This is a genomic window from Dysgonomonas sp. PH5-45, from assembly GCF_029893235.1.
Lineage (GTDB): Bacteria > Bacteroidota > Bacteroidia > Bacteroidales > Dysgonomonadaceae > UBA1309.
The window spans coordinates 1-23,061 of record NZ_JARXWE010000029.1 but is presented as its reverse complement, the minus strand read 5'-3'; the positions used below and the strand labels follow the sequence as shown (position 1 = coordinate 23,061).

The 23,061-nt window shown below is 43.4% G+C and carries 22 protein-coding genes; 12 read left to right on the top strand and 10 right to left on the bottom strand.

From position 1 onward, the window contains the following. Positions 1 to 7: 7 nt before the first annotated feature. From murG to M2132_RS09920, 9 genes are read right to left on the bottom strand one after another with little or no spacing between them, the layout of a single operon-like run. Positions 8 to 1,117: an undecaprenyldiphospho-muramoylpentapeptide beta-N-acetylglucosaminyltransferase gene (gene murG / locus M2132_RS09960; RefSeq protein ID WP_280673216.1), complete on the bottom strand. Its 1,110-nt coding sequence runs from the start codon at positions 1,115 to 1,117 to the stop codon at positions 8 to 10. Between the two features lie 43 nt (positions 1,118 to 1,160). After that, on the bottom strand, positions 1,161 to 2,363 hold the full coding sequence (locus M2132_RS09955) for an FtsW/RodA/SpoVE family cell cycle protein (RefSeq protein WP_280673215.1): 1,203 nt from the start codon (positions 2,361 to 2,363) through the stop codon (positions 1,161 to 1,163). 28 nt (positions 2,364 to 2,391) lie between these two features. Continuing rightward, positions 2,392 to 3,732: a UDP-N-acetylmuramoyl-L-alanine--D-glutamate ligase gene (gene murD / locus M2132_RS09950; protein ID WP_280673214.1), complete on the bottom strand. Its 1,341-nt coding sequence runs from the start codon at positions 3,730 to 3,732 to the stop codon at positions 2,392 to 2,394. 6 nt (positions 3,733 to 3,738) lie between these two features. Continuing rightward, the gene (gene mraY, locus M2132_RS09945) at positions 3,739 to 5,001 is read right to left on the bottom strand and encodes a phospho-N-acetylmuramoyl-pentapeptide-transferase (protein WP_280673213.1); all 1,263 of its coding nucleotides are present in this window, start codon (positions 4,999 to 5,001) and stop codon (positions 3,739 to 3,741) included. Between the two features lie 21 nt (positions 5,002 to 5,022). Further along, on the bottom strand, positions 5,023 to 6,474 hold the full coding sequence (locus tag M2132_RS09940; protein WP_280673212.1) for a UDP-N-acetylmuramoyl-L-alanyl-D-glutamate--2,6-diaminopimelate ligase: 1,452 nt from the start codon (positions 6,472 to 6,474) through the stop codon (positions 5,023 to 5,025). A gap of 41 nt (positions 6,475 to 6,515) precedes the next feature. Further along, on the bottom strand, positions 6,516 to 8,720 hold the full coding sequence (locus M2132_RS09935; protein WP_280673211.1) for a penicillin-binding protein: 2,205 nt from the start codon (positions 8,718 to 8,720) through the stop codon (positions 6,516 to 6,518). Between the two features lie 33 nt (positions 8,721 to 8,753). After that, positions 8,754 to 9,104 carry an FtsL-like putative cell division protein gene (locus M2132_RS09930; protein WP_280673210.1) on the bottom strand — a complete coding sequence of 117 codons (351 nt, stop codon included), beginning with the start codon at positions 9,102 to 9,104 and terminating at the stop codon, positions 8,754 to 8,756. 11 nt (positions 9,105 to 9,115) lie between these two features. Next, a complete protein-coding gene (rsmH, locus tag M2132_RS09925; RefSeq protein WP_280673209.1) occupies positions 9,116 to 10,045 on the bottom strand; it encodes a 16S rRNA (cytosine(1402)-N(4))-methyltransferase RsmH in 930 nt (309 codons plus the stop codon). Beyond that, positions 10,032 to 10,487: a division/cell wall cluster transcriptional repressor MraZ gene (locus M2132_RS09920; protein ID WP_280673208.1), complete on the bottom strand. Its 456-nt coding sequence runs from the start codon at positions 10,485 to 10,487 to the stop codon at positions 10,032 to 10,034. Before M2132_RS09920 ends, rsmH begins: the two co-directional genes overlap by 14 nt. A 375-nt stretch (positions 10,488 to 10,862) precedes the next feature. Here M2132_RS09920 and M2132_RS09915 point away from each other — a divergent pair, with 375 nt between their 5' ends. The 5 genes from M2132_RS09915 to M2132_RS09895 all read left to right on the top strand — a co-directional run bounded on the left by M2132_RS09915 (position 10,863) and on the right by M2132_RS09895 (position 15,094). Further along, positions 10,863 to 11,693: a 1-acyl-sn-glycerol-3-phosphate acyltransferase gene (locus M2132_RS09915; RefSeq protein WP_280673224.1), complete on the top strand. Its 831-nt coding sequence runs from the start codon at positions 10,863 to 10,865 to the stop codon at positions 11,691 to 11,693. A gap of 26 nt (positions 11,694 to 11,719) precedes the next feature. Beyond that, the gene (locus tag M2132_RS09910) at positions 11,720 to 12,802 is read left to right on the top strand and encodes a GNAT family N-acetyltransferase (protein ID WP_280673207.1); all 1,083 of its coding nucleotides are present in this window, start codon (positions 11,720 to 11,722) and stop codon (positions 12,800 to 12,802) included. 74 nt (positions 12,803 to 12,876) lie between these two features. After that, complete coding sequence (locus M2132_RS09905) at positions 12,877 to 14,109, top strand: 3-phosphoshikimate 1-carboxyvinyltransferase (RefSeq protein ID WP_280673206.1); 1,233 nt, start codon at positions 12,877 to 12,879, stop codon at positions 14,107 to 14,109. Beyond that, complete coding sequence (locus tag M2132_RS09900) at positions 14,109 to 14,246, top strand: hypothetical protein (protein ID WP_280673205.1); 138 nt, start codon at positions 14,109 to 14,111, stop codon at positions 14,244 to 14,246. The genes M2132_RS09905 and M2132_RS09900 overlap by 1 nt, the downstream gene beginning before the upstream one ends. A 17-nt stretch (positions 14,247 to 14,263) precedes the next feature. After that, on the top strand, positions 14,264 to 15,094 hold the full coding sequence (locus M2132_RS09895; protein ID WP_280673204.1) for a metal ABC transporter permease: 831 nt from the start codon (positions 14,264 to 14,266) through the stop codon (positions 15,092 to 15,094). Positions 15,095 to 15,325: 231 nt separating this feature from the next. Here the strand turns inward: M2132_RS09895 and M2132_RS09890 are convergent, their stop codons facing one another. Further along, positions 15,326 to 16,993 carry a nucleoside kinase gene (locus tag M2132_RS09890; protein WP_280673203.1) on the bottom strand — a complete coding sequence of 556 codons (1,668 nt, stop codon included), beginning with the start codon at positions 16,991 to 16,993 and terminating at the stop codon, positions 15,326 to 15,328. A gap of 522 nt (positions 16,994 to 17,515) precedes the next feature. On the opposite strand from M2132_RS09890, the gene ndk reads away from it, so the two are divergent. The 7 genes from ndk (at position 17,516) to folE (ending at position 22,944) form a co-directional block, all read left to right on the top strand. After that, positions 17,516 to 17,968 carry a nucleoside-diphosphate kinase gene (gene ndk / locus M2132_RS09885; protein WP_280673202.1) on the top strand — a complete coding sequence of 151 codons (453 nt, stop codon included), beginning with the start codon at positions 17,516 to 17,518 and terminating at the stop codon, positions 17,966 to 17,968. Between the two features lie 29 nt (positions 17,969 to 17,997). Then, positions 17,998 to 19,005: a peptidoglycan DD-metalloendopeptidase family protein gene (locus tag M2132_RS09880; RefSeq protein ID WP_280673201.1), complete on the top strand. Its 1,008-nt coding sequence runs from the start codon at positions 17,998 to 18,000 to the stop codon at positions 19,003 to 19,005. Between the two features lie 119 nt (positions 19,006 to 19,124). After that, complete coding sequence (locus M2132_RS09875; RefSeq protein WP_280673223.1) at positions 19,125 to 19,670, top strand: DUF1599 domain-containing protein; 546 nt, start codon at positions 19,125 to 19,127, stop codon at positions 19,668 to 19,670. 39 nt (positions 19,671 to 19,709) lie between these two features. Next, positions 19,710 to 21,038: a BT_3928 family protein gene (locus tag M2132_RS09870; RefSeq protein WP_280673200.1), complete on the top strand. Its 1,329-nt coding sequence runs from the start codon at positions 19,710 to 19,712 to the stop codon at positions 21,036 to 21,038. A gap of 13 nt (positions 21,039 to 21,051) precedes the next feature. Then, complete coding sequence (gene tpiA / locus M2132_RS09865) at positions 21,052 to 21,810, top strand: triose-phosphate isomerase (protein ID WP_280673199.1); 759 nt, start codon at positions 21,052 to 21,054, stop codon at positions 21,808 to 21,810. Positions 21,811 to 21,835: 25 nt separating this feature from the next. Continuing rightward, positions 21,836 to 22,318: an SPOR domain-containing protein gene (locus M2132_RS09860; protein ID WP_280673198.1), complete on the top strand. Its 483-nt coding sequence runs from the start codon at positions 21,836 to 21,838 to the stop codon at positions 22,316 to 22,318. A 35-nt stretch (positions 22,319 to 22,353) separates the two neighbouring features. After that, positions 22,354 to 22,944: a GTP cyclohydrolase I FolE gene (gene folE, locus M2132_RS09855; RefSeq protein WP_280673197.1), complete on the top strand. Its 591-nt coding sequence runs from the start codon at positions 22,354 to 22,356 to the stop codon at positions 22,942 to 22,944. Positions 22,945 to 23,061 lie beyond the last annotated feature (117 nt).

Sequence of the window (23,061 nt, the reverse complement as noted above, 5' to 3'; positions counted from 1 at the left end):
TATAGAATTACTGTTTCTTGTTCAGAATCTTTACAACCTCGTCTACAATCCTGTTTGCCGAATCATGCTGAGCCAGCTTCAGTATGTTGGCCGACAGCGACTTCAGTTTCTCATCATCCGCCACGGTTTCTAATGCTATCTTCACCAACTCATTTTGCGCGTCAGCGTCTTTCACCATAATGGCTGCATCTTTTTTTACCAAAGCCAATGCGTTTTGCGTCTGATGGTCTTCCGCCACATTGGGCGAAGGAACCAGAATAACAGGCTTACCGAGCAAACACTGCTCTGATATAGACCCTGCACCGGCACGCGAAATAACCAGATCGGCAGCTTTATAAGCCAAATCCATACGGTTTATGAAGTCGTAGAGATGAATGTTGTCGTGTCCTTTCCGTTGGTCGAGAGTTACAAATAAATCGTGGAAATAATATTCGCCCGATTGCCAAACAACCTGAACATCGTCGCCAATTTTGTCCAAACGATCAAGAAAACTAAGATTGATGGTACGCGCACCAAGGCTGCCACCTATTATAAGTATCGTTTTTTTGTCAGGGTCGAGTTTAAAAAACTCGATGGCATCTTTTCTCGTTGCTGTCGACGACAATAAATCCTGACGGCAAGGATTGCCCGTAAGCACTATTTTATCGGCCGGAAAAAAGCGTTCCATTCCCTCGTAGGCAACACATATTGCCGAAGCCGTCTTGGCAAGGAGCTTATTGGTTACACCGGCATACGAATTTTGTTCCTGCAAGAGAGTTGGCACACCCTTTGCGGCTGCCGTTTTAAGCAACGGGCCACTGGCATACCCCCCTACCCCTATGGCTATTTGCGGATTAAATTCCTTTATTATTTTTTCGGCTTTGCGCAAACTCTTGCGGAGCTTCCACAATACTTTAATATTCTTGAACAGGTTTTTACGGTTGAAGCCGGCAACAGGCAAACCCACAATCTGGTAACCTGCGGCAGGCACACGCTTCATCTCCATACGTCCTTCGGCGCCCACAAACAATATTTTAGCCTCCGGGAAACGTTCCTTTATGGCATTGGCGATAGATATCGCGGGGAAAATATGTCCTCCCGTTCCACCACCGCTTATTATAACCCGTATATCCTTCATTCGTTAGTTTTTTTAAGTTTGTTTAAATCTCTTTTTCGAGTAATCACTCATAAGGTATGTTGGCAATGCCTTCGTCTACATCCTCGTGTTCTGAGTAATTGCTTGCGTTAGAACATGCCAAGATTATGCCAAAATATGCACAAGTAATGATAGTGGATGTCCCCCCCCTACTTATCAACGGTAAGGGTTGCCCTGTAACAGGGATCAGATTTACTGCCACTGCCATATTGGCCAAGGCTTGTATGGTTATCATCATTGCCGCCCCCAGAATAAGGTAACGCGGAAACAACTTATCGCACTTGGAAGCCAACACCCCCGCCCTAATCATGAGAGCCACATAGAGCAGAAGTACAAAAATGCCACCCAAGAATCCCATTTCTTCAAGAATGATGGCAAAAATAAAATCGGAATAAGCCTGCGGCAGAAAGTCGCGCTCAACACCGCTACCGGGCATACCAATAATATTGCCGTTGGCTATGGCTATCTTTGCATGCGACACCTGATAGTTCTCGTCGGTTATCCGAAACTCGGCTGTGCCGGGTGCTGCTTCATCATCGCCGCTATGCCTGTCGATACGGTTTTGCCATGTGCTGAAGCGGTCGGGCAAATAACCCTTAACAAAATCTTCGGGCAAAACCTTGAGCGTTCCCACCAAAAGGAACACACTACCCACGCACACTGCTGCTATCAGCCCAAGACGACGCAGGTTTACCTGCCCGATAAACATCATCAGGTAACATACGCCAAACAGCAAACCGGCTGTAGAAAGGTTTTCGGGGGCTATCAGTCCGCAAGTGACTATTATCCCGCTCATCATTATTCCAAATACGAGTTTTTCGTTATCGGGCTTCAACCGGCTCAGAAAGAAGGCCATGAAGCCAACCAGTGCAATTTTAGCGAATTCTGACGGTTGTATCGTTATAGAACCTACACCCAACCAACGCTGCGCGCCATTCACATCTTCGCCTATAATCATGGCCAATATCAATAAGAACCACGTTACGGGCAAGAACAGCATCAACCCCGAAAAATAGCGGGTCTTAACTCTTTGCAAAAACAGGACAAAAAAGAATCCTATCACAATAAACACTCCATGACGGAGTATAGGAGCCCAATAATTTTGTTGGCGATAAACGATGGTACTCGATGCGCTAAACACTTCGAGCAGCGAAATTACACACAGCGCAATGAATATGCACCATATGGTTTTGTCGCCTTTAAATATTTTACTGAATTTACCTTCCATACAAAAATATTGGTTTACCGAAAACCTCTTAAAGCTGCCTTACACAGTCTTTAAACTGATTGCCACGGTCTTCGTAATTCTCAAATAAATCGAAACTTGCACAACATGGCGACAGCAATACCGTATCGCCCTCCTTAGCCAGCGAATAGGCTTTTTTTACAGCCTCTTGCATCGACAAGGCATCTTCTATATGTTCCACCTTTCCGTCAAAAAAACTGTGCAGCCTTGAGTTATCGACCCCCAAAAAAATCAGTGAATGAACTTTAGCCTTCACCAAATCTTCTATTTCGGTATAATCGTTTCCCTTGTCTGTTCCTCCAAGAATCAGCACTACTTTGGTTTTCATGCTTTGCAAGGCATACCAACACGAATTAACGTTTGTTGCCTTCGAATCGTTTATATACTGAACACCACGCACTTTTGCCACTTTTTCGAGACGATGTTCAACACCCTGAAAATCGCCCAACGACTGGCGTAATTTTTCGTCCGAAATATCCAGCAGTTTGGCTGCGATACCCGATGCCAACGAGTTGTACAGGTTGTGCGTTCCGGAAAGAGCCAACATGGCGTAATCCATCTCGAATATAGAATTGGGCGTATTAATAACAATCTTATCGTTTTTGACATAAGCCGAAACATCTTTTTCCTTGGTTCCGGCAAATCGGTATTCGTTAGCAAACAACTCATCCTTACGTCTTTCTATTTCTTTGGCAACAACAGGGTCGTCGGCCCAGAAAATGAAAGCATCGCCGCTTTTTTGGTTACGCACAATACGCATCTTTGCATCCACATAGTTTTGCATTTTGTGATCGTAACGGTCCATATGGTCGGGTGTTATGTTCAGCAGGATAGCTATATCTGCTTTGAAGTCGTACATGTTTTCCAACTGAAAACTGCTCAGTTCGAGAACATAATAATCAAAATTTTCTTCGGCTACCTGACGGGCAAAACTCCGCCCGATATTTCCGCCAAGACCCACATTGAGCCCTGCCGAACGGAGGATATGATAAATGAGGCTCGTGGTAGTAGTTTTTCCGTTACTGCCGGTTATACATATTTTCTTTGCTGTTGTGTACCTTCCGGCAAACTCTATTTCAGACAAAATGGGTATTCCACACTGGGCAGCCTTCTCGATAAGGGGAGCATAATTAGGTATGCCGGGGCTTTTTATGATTTCGTTGGCCGACAGTATCAACGCCTCGGTATGTCCGCCTTCTTCAAATGCTATATTATGGGCGAGAAGCTCGTTCCTGTATCTGTCGCCAAGAGTTCTGTTGTCCGACAGAAAAACGTCGAAGCCTTTGGCTTTGGCTAAAATAGCCGAGCCCACACCGCTTTCGCCACCTCCAAGTATAACTATCCGTTTCATTTTTTCTTATCGCATTTTTAGTGTAGCCAATGTTATTGCTGCCAAAATAATACCTATCAGCCAAAAACGAACCACAATTTTAGATTCGGGTACAGGATTGAAAGGCTTCTGTATCTTTGCCGCCCATCCGGCATTTCCGGCCTTCTGGAAGTGATGGTGAAGGGGTGTCATCTTAAATATGCGACGACCCTCGCCATATTTCTTTTTAGTAAATTTAAAATATGATACCTGAATCATTACCGACAGGCTTTCGACCAAGAATACACCGCATAAAATAGGCAGTAACAGTTCCTTATGTATCAACACGGCAAAAACACCGATGATACCACCCAAGGTAAGGCTTCCGGTATCGCCCATGAAAACCTGTGCCGGGAAAGCATTGTACCACAAAAAACCTACCGTAGCGCCAATAAAGGCGGCCGCAAATATCACAAGCTCCTGACTGCCGGGTATAAACATGATATTCAGATAAGAGGCAAACTCCATGTGTCCCGACACATAGGCCAGAATACCGAGTGTAACCCCTATTATGGCAGAGCTACCCGCAGCCAACCCGTCGAGTCCATCCGTAAGGTTTGCACCGTTCGACACTGCCGTAACGATGAATATCACAACCAGCACGAAGAGTACCCAAGCCGCCTTACCCGAATTTTCGCCCATGAAAGAAACCAACGACTCGTAGTCGAGGTTATTATTCTTCATGAAGGGAATTGTGGTTTGGGTGGATTTCACACCCTCTACCTCGTAGGTAACACGTTCCACCTTATTTTCGGCATTCAACACTTCGGTATTTTCTTTCACAATTACCGATGGCGACATGAAAATGGTTACACCCACAATCAGACCTAAGCCCACTTGTGCTATAATCTTAAACCGTCCGTGCAAACCCTCTTTGTCCTTACGGAATACTTTTATATAGTCGTCCATAAAGCCAAGTCCCCCCAGCCATATGGTAGTTATCAACATCAATATTACGTACGTATTATCCAGTTTGTTAAGCAGCAAGGATGGTATTAGTATTGCCACAATGATGATGATACCTCCCATTGTAGGCGTTCCCTTTTTGCTCATTTGCCCTTCAAGACCCAAGTCGCGGACAATCTCCCCTATCTGGAGTTTTTGCAACTTGTTGATTATGCGCCGCCCTATGATTGTGGATATAAGCAGCGAAAAGATCAGAGCCAATGCAGCACGAAAAGACACATACTGAAACATCCCCGCACCGGGAAAATCAAGGCTATCCAGATATTGAAACAGATAATACAACATATATCGGTCTATATTAAGATGTTATTCTTCAAAAATACTTTTTACAACTTCCCTGTCGTCGAAGTGATGCTTAACCCCTCTTACATCCTGATAGTCTTCGTGCCCTTTTCCGGCAATAAGAACCACATCGCCTTCCTTGGCTATGGTACATGCCGTTTTAATAGCCTGTTCGCGGTCTACAATGAGTAGCGTCTTTTTCATTTGCGCCGAATCCAACCCATCGGCCATGTCGTTGATTATGGCTTGGGGTTCTTCGTAGCGGGGATTATCGGAAGTAAGAATCACTTGGTCGCTCAAGCGCACCGCCTCGCGCGCCATGATGGGGCGTTTTGTACGGTCGCGGTTGCCACCACAGCCCACAACTGTCAGCACACGTCCTCTTCCTTCCAACACTTCGTGTATGGCATCCAGTACATTTGTCAGGGCATCGGGCGTGTGGGCATAATCGACAATTGCGGTGAAACCCTGAGGCGAACGGATAGTTTCGAACCTACCCGAAACAGGCTTCAACGTACTCAGCACAACAAGCGCCTTTTCGGCATCCTGCCCCAAAAGGAGGGTTGCTCCATACACTGCCAAAAGGTTATAGACATTAAAAACGCCTACAAACTGAACTTCCAGTTCGCGATTATTTATTTCGATGGTTGTTCCATCGAAGTGTTTTTCTATGATTCGGGCCTTAAAGTCGGCCAAAGAGCGTACCGAATATGTATGCTTTGCTGCTTTTGAGTTTTGCAGCATTATCAGGCCGTTCTTATCATCAATGTTAGTCAAGGCAAAAGCCGTGGAAGGGAGATTATCGAAGAATGCTTTTTTAGCTTTCAGATAATCGGCCATTGTAGGGTGATAGTCCAGATGATCTTGTGTCAGGTTCGTGAAAATAGCCCCTGCAAAAACTAATCCGCTTATCCTTTTTTGATGAACGGCATGCGAACTGACTTCCATAAAGGCATACTCGCAACCGGCCTCAACCATCCGTGCAAGGAGTCGATTGAGGGTTAAGGGGTCGGGCGTGGTTTGCGATGTAGCAAAAGTTTCTCCGTCTACATAATTGCAAACAGTAGACAGCAGTCCGGCCTTATAGCCCAAACGACGAAACATTTCGTAAAGCAAAGTAGCTGTCGTTGTTTTACCGTTAGTACCTGTCACACCTACCAGTTTCAGTTTGCTTGTGGGGTTGCCATACCAATGTGTGGCAATCTTACCGGCAGCATCGGCCGTGTCTGCAACCTTCACATAAGTGATGCCTTCTTTATAGGCATCTAAGTCTTCTTCATGAATTATAGTTTTCGCTCCCAAATCGAGCGCGTTTTGTATATATTGGTGTCCATCTACCTGAAAGCCTTTTATGGCTACAAACAACGAACCCGGTTTGGCTTTACGCGAGTCGGACTCTATGCCGGTTACATCAATCTCGGCATTCCCCGTGATGTTTATAACATCTATATCCGATAACAAATCTTTTAGTTTCATATCCCCAATAAATTTTAAACAGAATAAAACTTCTTTCTTTTTTACTTCAATCCGATAGTCATTACCGACCCCTTTACAATCTTCGTGCCCGGAGCTATGGATTGGCTGAAAACCTTTCCAGCTCCAACCATTTTAACCTTCAGCCCGGCGTTTTCCAGAATATAAACGGCATCTCTGGCTCCCATTCCGCCAACATCGGGCACAAGCCCTTTTTTAGGCACAAAGCCCGAAAGCATGATATGGGTTGAGTCTACGCCCGTTTTTACCCAAGCAGGCATCCCCGCGGGTTGGGCATGATTGATATTCAAACCTGCCAAAACCGTTTTCAGTCCGTCGTACCGTCCGTTTTTGATGTACGGCAAGCGTATTTTGGTTATACTATCGTTGTTCCATACCGTGGCAGGAGCCACAAATATATCTTTGGCAAACACACCTTCGGCAATATCCTTGAAAACCTTACCCGGTTGCAATCCTCCCGATGGGCTACCTTTAGGGCGGCGGATACCTACAAAGCAAGTGTATTTGGGCTTTTCGGCAGGGAAGTATCCACAAAACGAAACATAATATCCACTATATCCTCCACCTGAGGCAATCATTGCCGTACCGGTTTTGCCCGCAATCTGGAAACCATCCGACCGTACGGCACGGGCTGTTCCTTCGTTCACAACCCCCACCAGAATATCTTGTACCTGCTTCAGCGTTTTTGCCGAACACAAAGACGGATTAATGACATCAGTTGCGAATTCCTTTACTACCTTCCCGTCTTTCATATACGACTTTATGAGGAAAGGCTTTATCATTTTCCCATTATTAGCTATACCATTGTAAAACATCAACATATAGATGGGCGGAACCTGCGTTTCGTATCCGAACGACATCCAAGCCAATGTTGTTTTAGACCACGGATTCGATTTATCCTTAGGACTGCGTATCTGCGCCGTACCTTCCTTACCGGAAAGGGGAACATCCCAGTCTATTTTTTTGGTTACCCCCAAATCGTAAAGCCGTTTTACGTACCTTTCGGGATTGTTTTCGTAACCTTTCAGAATCATTTTTGATATAACAGTATTCAACGACGAATACATACCCCGGCTCACAGTTTCGTAGCCCCGATCCCGTCCATGACGCCAATCGTGGTCTCTCACCACTTTTCCTTTATATTCGAACAAGCCACGCCCCACGTAAAACGAGTCTTGCGGGGTAACGATACCATCTTCGAGAGCCACCATCAATGACAGGGTTTTGAAGGTAGAGCCCGGTTCGCTCATATACGAAAATGCGTTGGGATTACCTTCGGCGTATACTCCTTCCGACAGGCGGTCGAGGTTGGCTATGGCTTTTATCTCGCCCGTCTCCACTTCCATTATCACCGCACAGCCCGATTCGGCATCTGTTTCCACAAGCTTGTTGCGCAACGCGCGCTCCGTAATGTCTTGTATATCTATATCGATGGTGGTATGCACATCTATTCCGTCCCGCGCGGGTACTTCAACAATGTCTATCCACCGGCCTTGCACTTTTTGGCGGCTTTTCACTCCCTGAAATCCTTTCAGAACTGTGTCGCACTTCAGTTCTATTCCGCTGGCTCCCCCTTTTTCTATTTCCTTATAGATAGATCCGATGGTACGCCCGGCCAATCGCCCAAAAGGCTTTTCGCGCGTTGTTCTTTCTTCGGCTATAAGTCCGCTTCTGTTCGATTTCTGATTAAAGAAAGGAAATGCGCGTATTTCTTTTAGTTCCAGATAATTAATATCCCGTTTTATGATTCTGATATAACGGCTTTTAACCTTCACCCTTTCGGTCGATTTTGCCTTTTTTGCTTCTGCCACACGTGCCGAGTCTATACGGCTCTGCTTCCATCCATCCATAAATATACGGCGATACTCGGCAGCCGACCTGTCGCCAAACTTATTGGCCAATGCCTTAGACAAAGCATCGGCATGCTTCATCAAAGAATCTTTCCGGATTCCTTCGGACATGAAATCGACATATATTCCGTAAAGAGGCTGGCTGGCAGCAAGCAAACGCCCGTCGGCGGCATATATATTACCTCTGTTGGGTAGGATGATACGGTCTTTCTTGACAGTTTCTTTACGCCCTACCTCGCGCCACACTTCGCCCTCCACAAACATGATGCGGACAATGAACACAAGCACAACAACAAACACTACCGACAACAGCATCACAATCAATCCATAACGATTGATTACGTTCTTCTTCTTGCTATTTTTTACCTTGTCAGACATGCGGTTTAAAGTTTGTTGTCAATACAGATAATCTTAGTCTTCTTTGTTTTCAGTATTTTCTATCTTAAATATAGGGTCTTGTGCTGTTTCGAGCCCCAAGCCATTGCTTTCGACAAGCGAAATAACCTGCGAACGGCGACTCATATTGGTCAACTGGCTGGAAATTGCAAGCGACTCGTATTTCTCATCTTTCAACTCCCGCTTCAGCGATTCTATCTTAGCCATTTTCTCTATACAACTGTAACGGTTGCCAATATAGAGCATAACAATAACAAAAAGCACAACCATGAAACGGGTATTTTTCAGAAAGAAGTCTTCGGTCAGGATTGTCCCCCCAACCACATGCATAATGTTTTTTCTTACTTCTTTTGCCGAAAATTTCATAACAATTACGTTTATTTTTTTTCTGCTATACGCAATTTTGCGCTGCGTGAACGCGGGTTACGCTCCTGCTCCTCAACCGAAGGAACAATCACCTTATTATTTACCAAACGCCATGGGGCATTGATGTTTCCATAAAAATCTTTTTCCACCACTCCGCCAAAGTTGCCTGTCTTAAAGAAATTTTTCACCAAACGGTCTTCGAGCGAATGATAGGTAATTACCGACAAACGCCCTCCGGGGCGAAGTACCGCCAAAGCCTGCACGAGCATCTCCTCCAAGGCTTGCATTTCTTCGTTTACCTCTATCCGTAAAGCCTGAAAAGCCTGAGCCAATACTTTTTTTTCTTTTTCACGTCCGGCATAGGGCTTCATAACCTCAAGCAAATCGCCAACCGTGCGGAAGAGTTTTTCCTTACGACGGCGCACAACATCGGCCGCCATACGTCGCGACTGCTTCAATTCGCCATACAGATAAAAAACATCCGCCAAGCGGTTTTCGTCGTATTCATTCAGAATAGTAGCCGCCGATTTACGAGCCGTTTTGTTCATCCGCATATCCAACGCAGCATCTTCAAAGCGGAACGAGAATCCACGGGCATCATCGTCGAAATGATGGGACGAAACCCCCAAATCGGCCAATATAGCGTCAACTTCCGCCTCCCCGTAATACCGCATAAAGTTTTTCAGGTAACGGAAGTTACTTTTCACGGGCGTAAAGCGTGGATCGCTGGCAGCATTTTCCAGAGCATCATCGTCTTGATCGAAACCATAGAGACGCCCCTCTGCACCCAAACGTGACAAGATTTCGCGCGAGTGTCCGCCTCCGCCATAAGTAACATCAACGCAAACACTATCGGGCTGGATATCCATTCCGTCTACACTATCCATCAGCAGCACAGGCACATGATAGCCGTCCGATTTTATTATTTCACCGTTCATCATTGCCTCCCATCAGTTTTTGAATTTGCAAACCAAAATCGTTTATGGAGTTCATCGAATCTTCAAGCCTGTCTTTTGCCCAAATTTCAATGGTGTCACCAACGCCCAGAAAGCGGATATCCGACAAGACACCTATCATCTGAACATAACGCTTAGGTATCAGTATACGGCCGTTGGGGTCGATATCCAAACGCTCCGTATCGAAAAACAAGCGCCTAAGCAACTGCCGCTTCTCTCCATCCCAATGAGTAGCCTTAGCGCTAAGCAGGGCAACCTGTTCTTCCCAAACGGGCATAGGATACAACACCAAGCAATCCTGAAAAATATCTTTTCGCAACACCAAGACGTTCTGTTCGGCCGATTGTAGTATCTTCCGGAACGCAGCAGGAACAAAAACCCTCGATTTCGCATCCAGCTTAGCCTCTATGTTGCCTAAAAATTGCATAAACATCTAAAATAGAATAATTCACCGTAAAAATACAAAATAATCCACATTCCCCCACTTTAATACACAATAATTTAAAAAAAGTTTTCAACAATCAAAAACACCCAGTCAATCAGTACTTTATAAAAATATTATTAACCTTCCTGAAATAGCCACATTTTATAAGGCAAACACCCCTTAGAAAGTACGTTTAATAAACAAAAAAAGTTATATTTGCATTGATGATTACCCTTAAAATAAAACGCATGCCAGATTTGTCATTCTGAACAACAGCTTTGAATCATTATGTTTATGATTCAAAGCCTTTCGTTTTGCTCAAGATGAAACAGTGGACACAGACATGTGTTTTTCAAACAATTACATTATAGGTTAATGATGAAAGAAAATAATATCGCGCTTCTCGACCTCGATCGGATTCTGAAAAATAAAGCCCCTAAAATATATAACAAGATACCACATTTTTTTATCAATTATCTGAAAAGGAAAATCCATCAGGATGAACTGAACGAGATATTAACCATCTACGCCAACTCGGACGGGGTTGAGTTTATGAAAGATGTGACAAAGTATTTCAATCTGACCTTAAATGTAGAGGGGCTCGATAAAATACCTGACGACGGACGCTTCGTTTTTGCCTCCAATCATCCCTTGGGGGGGCTGGACGGTATTTGCCTGTCGGCCATAATAGGAGAAAAATATAACGGTAAAATAAAATATCCCGTAAATGACCTTTTGTTAAACATACCAAACCTTCGCTCCATATTTATCCCCATCAACAAACACGGTGGGCAAAGCAAAGCCGCCACCGAAGCCTTGAGCGAAGCTTTTGGTTCGGACAACCAGATAATTACCTTTCCGGCAGGGCTATGTTCGCGCAAGCAAAAGGGTGTAATTATGGACTTGGAGTGGAAAAAAAACTTCATAACGAAAGCCATAGAATCGAAACGGAGCATCGTTCCGGTGTATTTCAAAGCGGCTAATTCGAATTTCTTTTATAGATTTGCAAACATAAGGAAAAAACTGGGTATAAAATTTAACGTGGAAATGGTCTTTTTGCCCGACGAAATGTTCAAGAACAAAAACAAAACTTTCAGCGTTATATTCGGACAGCCCATTCCTTACAGTTTCTTTGACCAAACCCGTTCTATGAAACAATGGGCCGAATACATGAAGAAGGAAACCTACATGTTAGGCCAGAACCCGTAAAAAAATCTTGTTGCAATATTCACTATATGGAATCTATTATCCCCCCCATAGCCAAACCCCTATTAAAGGCAGAGCTTACCAAAGACAAGCTCTTGAGAAAGACCAACAAGGCTAATAACGAAATTTACATTATCAGCCATCACGACTCACCCAATGTGATGCGCGAAATAGGCCGCCTACGGGAAGAAGCTTTCCGTTTTTACGGAGGTGGAACAGGCTTTTCGGTAGATATAGATGAATACGATTTGATGGAAAACCCATACAAACAGCTTCTTGTATGGAATCCCGACGAGGAGGAAATATTGGGAGGATATCGTTTCATTTGCGGCCCCGACGTAAAGTTGGACGAAAACGGAGAGCCTGTTTTGGCTACATCGCACCTGTTCAATTTTTCAAAAAAGTTTATCAACGAATACCTGAACCAAACCATCGAGTTGGGGCGGTCGTTCGTTTCGTTGGCATATCAATCGACCAAAGCCGGCAGCAGGGGTATCTTTGCCCTCGACAACCTTTGGGACGGGCTTGGAGCCTTGTCGGTAGCGGAACCCACGATGAAGTATTTTTTCGGGAAAGTAACCATGTACGGATCGTACAACTCAAAAGCCCGCGACATGATACTCTACTTCATGAATCTGCACTTCCCCGATCCCGACAAGCTTATCTGGCCAAAAAAATCGGTGAAGATAACCACCAGTAAAAAAGTTTTGGAAAGGCTCTTTCCAAACATCGACATGAAGTCGGACTACAAAATATTGAATACCGCTGTCCGAAAGCTGAACATCAACATCCCCCCCCTGGTGAATGCCTACATGGGGCTTTCGCCACAAATGCGGTCGTTTGGCACGGCTGTAAATGACGAGTTTGGCGATGTGGAAGAAACCGGCATATTGATAAACAAAGACGAAATTCTGGAAGAAAAACGATTGAGGCATATAGAATCGTACCTTCTGCAAAAACCATCGCAACGCTTCCTCAACAGGCTCCGGCATATGATAAACTGGAGTTGGAAGGGAAAAACCTCTTCCGCAAGAAGCACAAGTATTGAAAACAAAGGAAAAAAAATAAAACGCTTGAGAACCGTTGCCGCCATCAGGAAAAGAAAAAAATAAGGCGCTCCACAACATTCGAGCGATATCGGAAAGTAGTAGTAAAAAAATCTTATAACCCACGCATGTACTTCAACATGGAATATAAAATATCAGCCCCCGAAAAAATAGTTTCTGCAATAAAACTGCCTTCGTCAAAAAGCATCAGCAACAGAGCGCTGATTTTAAATAGCTTAAGCGACAGTCCATTTCCTATAAAGAATTTGTCGGACTGCGACGACACGGAAGTGATGATAGCCGCATTCAATAACGAAGACAGCAACCTGATAGACATAGAAGCATCGGGTACAGCCATGCGCTTCCTGACGGCATTCTACTCAAGAATACCCGGCGAAAGAATACTTACAGGAACCAAGCGGATGAAAGAACGCCCCATAAATATTCTGGTGAACGCCCTCAATGGTATGGGCGCGCGCATAGATTACCTCGAAATGCCCGGATTCCCTCCCATAAAAATAAAAGGGAGCGCGCTAAACGGTGGCGAATTGTTTCTGTCGGGCAGCGTAAGTTCGCAGTTCATATCGGCCATCCTGCTGATAGCCCCTATTACCGAAAAAGGCTTGGTTATGCACCTGCAAGACGATATCATCTCGGTTCCATACATAAACATGACCCTCAAGATGATGGAAGAATATGGCGTGAAGAGCATCTGGAAGGACAATGTTATCACCGTGTACGCACAGGAGTATATTCCAACGGAATATACCGTTGAGGCCGATTGGACAGCCGCCTCCTATTGGTATGAGATTGCCGCTATAAGCAACGAAGCCGAAATAAAGCTTGAAGGGCTTTTTGAACAAAGCGTCCAAGGCGATGCCAAGGTCGCAGAGCTTTTCCTCGACCTGGGCATTGAAACAATACACGAAAACGGATATACCATTTTGCGAAAAACCAACAGGATAACAAAGAAGTTTTTCCACAACTTTGCCAACGAACCCGATTTGGCTCAAACACTTGCCGTTACGTGCTGTATGATGGGAATTCCGTTTTTATTTATGGGCTTACAAAGCCTTAAGATAAAGGAAACCGACCGTATAGAAGCCTTGAAGGTTGAACTCCGGAAACTGGGATACGTGCTGTACGACAGCCGTAACGATACACTGGAATGGAACGGCGAACGTTGCCTGCCCGAAGCCAGCCCCGTGATTTCGACCTACGAAGATCACCGTATGGCAATGGCCTTTGCTCCTGCAGCCATCAAAATGAAGGATTTACGCATAGCACACCCCAATGTTGTTACCAAATCGTATCCACAGTATTGGGCCGATTTGAAAAAAGCCGGGTTTAACATCGTAGAGGAGAACAGTTGATGAATTATTTATTTGCACTTTTAGCCGTTTTTGCCTTTATAGGCATTTCCGTATTTATATGGAGTAACTTTAAGCAAAAAGACGGCGACGAAAAAGATCCGGCATCAGACAAAGACTCTGCCGGCAAAAAACTATAACCCTCCAAACAGTACCGATGGATATTCTCAACCTTCTGGAATACACTTTTTTTCAAAATGCGCTTATCGGCAGCCTCTTTGCGAGCATTGCCTGTGGAATTATAGGCACATATATCGTCATTAAACGCCTCGTTTTCATCAGCGGGGGGATAACTCACGCATCGTTAGGAGGATTGGGTATGGGGTTTTACTTCGGGATAAATCCTATTCTGAGCGCCATGGTGTTTTCCATCCTGTCGGCTTTCGGCATAGAATGGCTATCGAACAGGCAAGACGTAAGGCAGGATTCGGCCATAGCCACCTTTTGGTCGCTGGGGATGGCGGTAGGCATTATCTTCATCTTCTTGAAATCGGGATTCGCCCCCAACCTGTCGGAATACCTTTTTGGTAATATACTCACCATTACACATGCCGATATTGTTTATCTGGCAATCCTGTCGGTTATACTGACAGGAGTATTCGTGCTTTTTCACAAACAGATTCTGTATGTCGCCTTCGATGCCGAATTTGCCCGAACCCGTCAACTACCTGTAAAAACGATTGAATACGCAATGATGTTTTTCATTGCCGTGACAATAGTCCTCTCAATCCGCCTTGTGGGTATTGTTTTGCTGATGTCACTGCTTACCGTTCCGCAAATGACGGCAAACCTTTTTACGGCTAACTTCCGTAAAATGATTTACCTGTCCATTCTTTTCGGGTTTGTTGGTTGCTTGGCAGGGCTTATCCTCTCGTTCTACCTGAATGTACCTTCGGGGGCATTCATCATCTTTGTGCTGATACTATTTTTCCTTGCCTGCAAAGGATGTATAAGCATCATGCAAACAAGGAAAAAATATAGGGCGTAATTATACTTTTAATACCCGTGATACATTTAGAGAGTGTATATCAAAAAACTTATTATAAACGCTTTATAGCATTTGTCATTGAGTCGCCTACGCTGCTCGAACGTTGTTTCTGAACAAAGTGAAGAATCTCTGTATTTTTATTTAAGATCCTTCGTTACACTCAGGATGACAAAATGGATATATTTATTTTTCAAGCAATTAGCTTTTATTTTCTAAATGCACCACGAGTTCTTAATACTTAAAGCTACTACCACCTAAGAATTCACGCAAGAGCGATGTTGGCGGCAACTCACGGTCGCTTATATAGTTAAAGTAATTCAGGAACTTCAAGAAGCGGTTTGCCTCGGCATATTCCGGAACGTTTTTAGGCACTTGCATCAAAATAGGTTCCGCATGGCGACGCATGGCAGCCAATTCGTAAATCATGGCCGAATTGAACATCACATCTGCATTTTCCTGATAAGGGAATATCCATTTCTCTTCGCCTTTGCGTACGCTTGGCCATCTGGAAAGGGTTTCAACGGCCGAATAGTTGCGGTAACGGTAGTCGCGTATCAAGCGGCGCAGACAACGGTTATCGGATGTCGATATCCAGTTATGATTATCGAGCGAGATAGAAGTCAGCGCCGACACATATATCATAAACTTCTTACTGTCGTCTATTTGTTTGGTAAGTTCGGGGTTCAGTCCGTGAATACCTTCCACCACAAGCACCTGATGTTTACCTATCTGTAACTCATGCCCCTTGTACTCTCTTTTTCCTGTTGTGAAGTTATACGTTGGCAAAGAAACCTTTTCTCCATTCAGCAGTTTTGTGAGATCTTCGTTAAACTGCTTCAGATCTAATGAGTAAAGCGACTCATAATCATATTCGCCATTCTCGTCGCGGGGAGTATCTACCCTGTTCACAAAATAATCGTCGAGAGATATACCCTGGGGATGAATGGAATTTGCCATCAATTGAACCTCCAACCGTTTGCGGAAAGTGGTCTTACCCGACGACGAAGGTCCCGAAATAAGAACAAGCCTGACACCATCTTTAGAACGATGCTTTATTTGTTCGGCAATCTTCGATATCTTTTTTTCCTGCAAGGCTTCCCACAGTTTTATTATGCCCGATATCTTACCTTCTTTGTTGGCTCTGTTCAGATCGCCAACATTATCGAGTTCGGCTATCCGCAGGAAATCCAACTCTTCCTTATATACATCAAACATCTTTGATTGTTCAACAACCGGCTCCAATTCAACAGGATTGGTACGGCTCGGTACACGCAACAAGATGCCTTGCTTGAACAACTGGATATCAAACAGTTTCACATATCCGCTCGAAGGCACTAAACTTCCATAAAAATAATCAATGTAATCGCCCAGACGGTAATACTTGGAATATAGGGCATCAGAGGTTTCGAGCAACAGAGCCTTGTCGTCAAATCCTTGATTCCGGAATAATTCGACCACCGTCTTGGTTTCGTCTTCAACAGCCTCGAAAGGTAAATTCTGAGTTATCAACTCCTGCATCTTGGTTTTGATAGAACGGATATCTTCTTCGGTCAAGGGTTCACGCCGTGATATTACACAATAATATCCCTTAGCTATTGGATGCTCTATGTTCATCTGTACCCCGGGATACAGTTCGTACACCGCTTTGGCAAAGATAAAACACAGCGAACGGACATAAGTGCGCACGCCCGAAGGATCGGCCATGTTTACAAACTCAATATTTTTAGGATTGTATAGTCTGAACGAAAGCGATTCGGTTTTGTTATTCACCTTGCAGTTCACGATAGGGAATTCCGACTTTATATTCAGTAACTCTTGGATTTCGAGCAAACTGCTTCCGGCTGGCACATCGTGGTAAGCACCCGTATTTGTACAATAAACTTTTATTCTATTCTCCATAATTCAATTAATGTCGTTTTTTTTGACAGCTTGAATTTACGATTTACCCTCTACAAAACAAAAAACCTTTGCTCTGCCAAAGCCTTTAATAAAGAAATTTAACTTCTTTTATGCAGTTAAATACATCCCTTCGCCAGATTAGCTGTATCAAACACGTTAAAACAATAGGAATAATGGGCCTTTTCCGTACCAAAATATTTAATATCTTTGCCTGATAGCATACAAAAACTTACTTCATTGAAGTATTTTGTGCCTTTTTTCTTCAAAATAAAAAATGCTTATAATTTTAGTTAAGCTTTCCGTCAAGGATTACTTCATATAAAACACCACAACACGCATGCAATCAACACATTAATAATAACATATTATTTTTTTAACTTTGTTAAAGGCATAAAAACAACACCCCAAAAGGTTGTTTTGTTCAAATTATTTTCCTTATCTTTGACAAAATCATGTACTTAGCTATACGCAAAACGACCGATTTTTAACATATAAAACATATTACTTTTTAATTCATAATCCATGCAGAAAACCCTCGTCATTATAAAACCATCAGCCGTTCGCAGAGAACTGGTGGGAGAGGTTATCGCCAGATTTGAAAGAAAAGGATTAAGGCTTGCCGGAATAAAAATGATGCAGTTGACAGACGAAATTCTCAATCAACATTATGCACATTTAGCGGACAAGCCATTTTTTTTGCGTGTAAAACAGTCAATGATGCTCACTCCCGTTGTAGTTACATGCTGGGAAGCGCCCGATGCGGTAAAAGCCGCGCGTAACCTTATCGGTATCACAAACGGTTGCGATGCGCAGCCCGGAACTATCAGGGGCGACTTTTCTGTAAATGCGCAGGAAAATATTGTACATGCCTCAGATTCGGACGAATCGGCTCAAATTGAATTAAAACGTTTTTTCGGCAAAGGTGAAATATTCGATTACGATTATCTATCGTATAATATCGGACAGCCAGACTGAGAAGCGAAGGATATAATAACAAATTATTTATGATGAAGAATCAGAAAGTAAGATTTGAACTAAAGAAAATTAAAGCTATCTCGTTAGCTGCAATGCTAATCGCTCCATTGTTTGCATTCTCGCAAACCAAAGACACAAAAGAAAACGAAAAAAGACCGGAAGTGTCTTACAAACAAAGACACAGCAGAGCTATACAAAACAAAGACCTTTATGCCGACGGTATAAAGATAAAAAAAGACCTTTCATTAATAGACAAAGCTCAAGAAGGCCGAATTCTTGACGAATCGGAAGTTCCGGCCGACGAACTATACGGAAGCATCTGGAACAACCGCTACGTTAACACCTACGGGTCTATCGAGAACGCCCCCGACAATTATTCTATCGACCTGAAGAATTTTTCGATGCCTACAATGGGTTATGTAACATCCAACTATGGCCCCCGCCGCCGCCGAATGCACTACGGGGTAGACCTTAAAGTTCATGTTGGAGATACGATATATGCGGCTTTCGACGGAAAAATCCGTGTTTGCCAATATGAAAGAAGGGGTTACGGTTATTATGTTGTGATTCGTCACCATAACGGTTTAGAAACAGTTTACGGACACTTGTCGGGCTTCTTGGTGAGCGAAGACGATGTTGTAAAATCAGGACAACCCATCGGTTTAGGAGGAAACACAGGACGTTCAACAGGGCCTCACCTCCACTTCGAAACCCGTTTCTTGGGTAAGCCAATCAACCCCAGCCAAATCATTGACTTCGATAATAAAATTTGCCACAAAGATACTTATGTTGTATCGCCCGGTTCTTTCAGTAAATCAGGCAGCCGAAACGCGTACAACCTTGCGCGCAACTCATCTAAGAAAAGCGGCGGTAACAAGTATGCCACAAAATCGTCTAAATATTACAAGATAAAGAAAGGTGATACCCTTGCCACTATAGCCCGCAGACACGGTGTTTCGGTAAAAAAACTGTGTTCAATGAACAACATGAATCAGAAAAGCACATTACGTCCGGGCAAATCGCTAAAAGTATCGTAAATGTAAATAAATGATATAAAATAAGGTAAAAGCATAAGGAAGATTTCTTATGCTTTTCTTTTTTTTCATAACTTTGTGTCTCTTCTTAGAAAGAGAAAAAGAAACAACTTTGGTGTATGATGGCTAATACAACAGAACAGTTCGACTGTGTAATATCAAATTGCAGGCAGTTGTTTGCAAAAAAACTTGCCGATTATGGTGCTTCGTGGCGGATATTGCGACCACAATCTGTAACCGACCAGATTTTCATCAAGGCAAAACGCATCAGGAGCCTCGAAGAAAAAAAGGTGAGCATGGTACACGAAGGCATATTGCCCGAATTTATTGCCATCGTAAACTACGGGGTTATCGGTCTTATACAATTAGAACTCGGTTTCACCGATGTTGTAGATATTGATGCACAGCAAGCCTTATCGTTGTACGACAAACATATTACAACAACAAAAGAGTTGATGCTGGCCAAAAACCACGATTATGATGAGGCATGGCGCGGCATGCGCGAAAGTTCGTATACCGACCTCATACTCATGAAACTTTACCGTACAAAACAAATAGAACACAACAACGGGCAAACCCTTGTTTCGGAAGGGATAGACGCAAACTATATGGACATGATAAATTATGCCCTCTTTGCACTGATAAAACTTGAATTTCCCGAACAATAAACACACCTTTCTTTAAAAACATCCAAAATATTATTCGCGATGAAGAGTAAAAACATTTTGCTTAAAGTAATAGTAGAACTATCGCGCCTTATATTGGGAGCTACGTTCGTTTTTTCGGGCTTCGTAAAAGCCGTAGACCCGATGGGTATGGCCTATAAGTTGCAAGATTATTTCCTTGCCTTTCATGTGGACTTTCTTTCGGGGTTATCCCTTACTTTTTCTATTATGCTTGCTGTAATTGAATTCCTGCTCGGAGCATTTTTAATCATCGGCATATACAGGCGTAAAGTAACAATCGGCATATTGGCTGTTATGTGCTTTATGACTCCCCTCACCCTTTATCTGGCAATTGCAAACCCTGTAACCGATTGCGGTTGCTTTGGCGAAGCATTAATAATAACCAATTGGGAAACTTTCTACAAAAACATCATTCTGTTGGCTTGTGCCATCGTGGTTTTCCTCAAATTCGATCTCATAACCAACCTATATACAGGAAAATTCTACTGGGTGGTAGCCATTTATTCCTTGCTTTTTATCACCGCGTTTTCTATCTACAACTGCATTTATGAGCCTGTTTTCGATTTTCGCCCTTATAAAATCGGGGCTAATTTGCCGGAACTGATGAGTGTGGAAGAAGGCAAAGGCGATGTGTACGAAAACGTATTTGTTTATCAGAAAGACGGGAACAAAAAAGAGTTCAACGAGAGCAATTACCCATGGCAAGACACCACATGGACATTCGTGGAAATGAGTACAAAACTCGTGAAAGAAGGCATAAAACCCGTCATACATGACTTTGTTATTGAAAAACTGACTTTCGACGAAAACAAAAACCAAATCGTATCGGAAGACGATATAACCCAAGAGGTACTCTCTGACACCAACTATGTATTCCTGATGATTGCCTATTCGCTAACGTCGATAAACGAATCGTACCTAAGCAGCTTTGAAGATGTGAACAACTATGCGACTGACAATGGTTATAAGTTCTACTGCCTCACAGCCTCAACATCGGACGAAACGATGATTTGGGAAAAAGAAAACAGTTTCAACTTCACATACTGTAAAACGGACGAACGTACCCTCAAAACCATTACCCGCTCAAATCCGGGGTTGGTGTTACTGAAAAACGGAAAAGTATTGAATAAATGGGCCGACCTGCAAGTTCCGGCCGAAGCCAGCCTGACAAAGCCATTAACCCAACTCGATGCCGCCACCGTAGATAAAAGTCCAACGGTTGAAAAAACAAATAGAAACACCCTTATTTTTTTAATAGCCGTGTTTGTTATACCTTTGCTGTGTATTAAAGCATTCGATTTTCTGATATATCAGAAAAAGAGAAAAAAAGAAACAGAAATTACAGAATAAAAATTAGAATATCATGAGAAAAAATATCGTAGCCGGAAACTGGAAAATGAATAAGAACCTTCAACAAGGTTTAGATTTGGTTCAGGACTTGCAAGTTGCCCTAAGCAATTTGGACAAAGTAAATTGCGATGTGATTGTAGGTACACCTTTTATCCATCTGGCAAATGTTGCCGCCGCCATCGACACAAAAAAAATAGGTGTGGCTGCCCAGAATTGCGCGGATAAAGCCGCGGGAGCATTTACAGGAGAAGTTTCGGCAGAAATGATTGCCTCAACAGGTGCAAAATATGTGATTTTAGGTCACTCCGAGCGCCGTACATATTATAACGAAACCGATGCCAAGCTAAAAGAAAAAGTGGTTTTGGCCTTGGCAAACGAACTGACACCCATATTCTGTATCGGAGAAGTTCTTGAAGAAAGAGAAGCCGGAAAACAAAACGAAGTAGTTAAAACCCAAATAGAGAATGCTCTGTTCAGCCTATCGGCTTCCGACTTTGCCAAATTGGTTTTGGCTTACGAACCCGTTTGGGCTATCGGCACAGGTAAAACAGCTACATCCGACCAAGCACAAGAGATGCACGCGTTTATCCGCAAAACTATTGCAGAAAAATATGGCGATGCTTTGGCTGGTGAAATTTCTATTCTTTATGGTGGTAGTTGCAATGCCTCTAACGCAAAAGAATTGTTCTCCAATCCTGATGTAGACGGCGGACTTATAGGCGGGGCTTCGCTCGAAGTAGAGAAATTCCTTCCTATCGTTCAGGCTTTCTAAAAAAAACGAATTAAAATTACGGCTTATGAAATTTAGGTACTATATATTTCTGTTACTCCTTCCGTTGTCAATCTCGTTGCATGCACAGTCGGAAGACAAAGACGATAAAAAGGAAGGCGATGTGAAAGTATATCAAGACGACGCCATCAAAAACCTGATAGGTGCGCCAAACAACGCGGCACAAGATCAAGGTGACTCGACATTGAACGACGGCTCCGAGAGAAACGGAAATATTTCCGACCACAAAAGAGGTAACTACCGGATACAAGTCTATTCGGGCTACGACCCCAAGAAATCGAAAAACGAAGCCACATACAAGCGAGGCTTAGTTAAAAGCCGTTTTCCGGAATTGAGTGTCGACATTAAATACGAAGCCCCTGCCTTCAAAGTCAGGGCAGGCCATTACCCCTCAAAAGCCGATGCCGAATCAGCATTGCGCGCCTTGAAAGGGGCATTTCCCGAATTCAGCAGGGATATGTATGTTGTAAGAGTGACGCGCTCCCGTTAAAAAAATAAGCCGTTTTTTTCAGAAGATACAGAATAATGAGTAATCTTATCACACCACAAGACGACGAAAAAACCATTTCAGAAATGGCGTCGCACTACAAGCAAATCATTAATTTACTGGGCGAAGACGTAGACCGCGAAGGCCTGCTCGATACTCCTGAACGGGTGGCAAAAGCCATGCGTTTTCTGACCCAAGGATATACACAAGACCCCAAAGAAATACTCCGCAAAGCCCTGTTCAGAGAAGAATACAGGCAAATGGTTATCGTTAAAGATATAGATTTCTATTCGCTTTGCGAACACCACATGCTCCCCTTTTGGGGCAAGGCTCATGTAGCCTACATTCCAAACGGTTTTATTACAGGCTTGAGCAAAATACCACGCGTTGTGGACGTTTATGCCCGCCGCCTGCAAGTACAGGAACGGCTTACCAGCCAAATAAAGGCCTGTATACAAAAAACACTGAATCCGCTTGGAGTGATGGTTGTTATCGAAGCTCAGCACATGTGTATGCAAATGCGTGGTGTGGAAAAGCAAAATTCTATTACCACCACATCCGATTTTACAGGGGTGTTTGAACAAGCCAAAACCCGCGAAGAATTTATTAACCTTATCCGACAGAAATAAAAGAAACAAATATGTTTTTTCTATAGACATTATATTCAATAAAACTATATATGATTAAAAATCAATGAATTTGAAATTCTAAAATTATGTAGACCGCAAGCAATAATCATGACTAAA